Genomic DNA, 2,064 nt, shown 5'->3' on the forward strand with positions numbered 1-2,064 from the left:
CTGCAGAAGATCGTGGCCAATTTCATCTCGGGGATCATCCTGCTCGCCGACAAGTCGGTGAAGCCCGGCGATCTCGTCACCATCGGCGACAACACCGGGCGCATCAGCGCGATGAAGACGCGTTATATTTCCGTCGCCGCCGGCGACGGCCGCGAGTTCCTGGTGCCCAACGAGGATCTGGTGACGCAGAAGGTCGTCAACTGGACCTATACCGACAAGAACACGCTGGTGAAGATCGCGTTCGGCACCAATTACGACGCCGACCCCAAGCTGGTCTGCAAGCTCGCCATCGAGACGGCCATAGCCCATCCCCGCGCGCAGAAAGCCAAGCCACCGAACTGCATCCTGACCGAATTCGCGGAGGCCGGGATGAAGTTCTCGCTGACCCTCTGGCTGGCCGACCCCGACGGCATGGACAATGTCAAAAGCGACGTGATGCTGGCGCTGTGGGAGGCTTTCAAGCGCGAGGGCATCCGGGTTCCCTATCCCGTCCGCGAAATCCGCGTCCGCGGCGGCGCCCTGCCGGTGGAAACCACCGTAGAAGTCCCGAATTAGGCCCTGTTTCGGGCGCAAGAGCCACGCCCGACTTGCATGAAGGCCCGTGATCATTAGATTATGGCCCTGAAATCAAGCCCTTCCGCCGACATCGAGACCAGCCCCGCATGAGCTACGTCGAAGCCACCGATACCTCCCTGCGCAAGACCGGACAGATCAAGCTGCATGGGCCGAGCGCCTTTGCCGGCATGCGCAAGGCGGGCGCGCTGGTGGCCAAGTGCCTCGACGAGCTCACCGACATCGTCGGGCCGGGCGTGCCGACCGAGCGCATCGACCAGTTCGTCCGCGACTTCGCCTTCAGCCATGGCGCCTATCCGGCGACGCTGATGTATCGGGGCTACCGCTACTCGACCTGCACCTCGCTCAACCACGTGGTCTGCCACGGCATGCCCGGCGACCGTCCGCTGAAAGAGGGCGACATCGTCAACATCGACGTCACCTTCATCGTCGACGGCTGGTACGGCGATTCCAGCCGGATGTATGCGGTCGGCCCGATCGCGCGCAAGGCCGAGCGGCTGATCGAGGTGACGTATGAAGCCATGATGCGCGGCATCGCGGCGGTGAAGCCCGGCGCCACCACCGGCGACATTGGCCACGCCATCCAGAGTTTCGTCGAGCCGCAAGGCATGAGCGTGGTGCGCGATTTCTGCGGCCATGGTCTCGGCCGCATGTTCCACGACGAGCCGAACATCATCCATATCGGCCGGCCCGGCGAAGGCGTTCAGCTCAAGCCCGGCATGTTCTTCACCATCGAGCCGATGATCAATCTCGGCAAGCCGCATGTGAAGATCCTCTCCGACGGCTGGACCGCAGTGACCCGCGACCGCTCGCTGTCGGCGCAGTTCGAGCACTCCGTCGGCGTGACCGCGACCGGCGTCGAGATCTTCACGCTGTCGGAGCGGCACGGCGAGAAACAGATCGGGTGATTTCAGGCTCGATCAAGACGTTCGAGCTTGCCGACCACGCGCCGCCATCCGACGGCGCCGTCGCGTGATGACACATCAGATGCCGAGGCGGAACGATTCAGGAGCGAAACGGATCCGCATGCGCCGCAACCAGCTTCACCAGGTCGGCCTGGCGGTGCACGCCCGTCTTGGCGAACAGATGTTGCAGGTGGGTTTTGACCGTGGTTTCGGCGATCCCGAGCGCCGCGGCGGTCTTCGACACGCCCGTGACACTCATCATGGCCTGAAGAACGCGAACCTCGCCGGGTGAGAGCTTGTAGCGCCTGGCGACCGTTTCGAGCGGCGGCGGTGCGTAGGCCGAGACCTTGCGAACGAAGATAGCGGCCACGGCCGAATGAACCCTGCCTTCCCGACGGCGGGCGCCCGAGGTGAGCGGCAGCACGTGGGCAAACCAGCCATGGTCCGACTGCTCCAGCAGTGGCACCGCGATTCCGCTAACCCCGATCGCGCTGTCGCCGTCGTTCGCGGCAACCAGGAGGTCCCGCAGGATGCGGGCTGCGTGCGGATCGGTGGCGGTCAGCACGTTTCGCGGGCGGCTCAAGAC

The 2,064-nt window shown here is 64.7% G+C and carries 3 protein-coding genes; 2 read left to right on the forward strand and 1 reads right to left on the reverse strand.

Annotated elements, in window-relative coordinates; translation table 11 throughout:
- Together AC1D00_RS38355 and map are read left to right on the forward strand one after the other, a co-directional pair.
- The coding region (locus AC1D00_RS38355) for a mechanosensitive ion channel family protein (RefSeq protein WP_477014256.1) at positions 1-555 on the forward strand (555 nt) is incomplete at its 5' end.
- Between the two features lie 107 nt (positions 556-662).
- Positions 663-1,481 (forward strand): type I methionyl aminopeptidase, encoded by an 819-nt coding sequence (gene map, locus AC1D00_RS38360; protein ID WP_027548020.1) that lies wholly within the window; start codon positions 663-665, stop codon positions 1,479-1,481.
- A 97-nt stretch (positions 1,482-1,578) separates the two neighbouring features.
- Here map and AC1D00_RS38365 read toward each other — a convergent pair.
- Positions 1,579-2,064, reverse strand: a 486-nt coding sequence (locus AC1D00_RS38365) for a helix-turn-helix transcriptional regulator (RefSeq protein WP_477014257.1), incomplete at its 5' end; no start/stop codon positions are given.

The sequence above is a fragment of the Bradyrhizobium sp. P2_E8 genome (assembly GCF_056403875.1).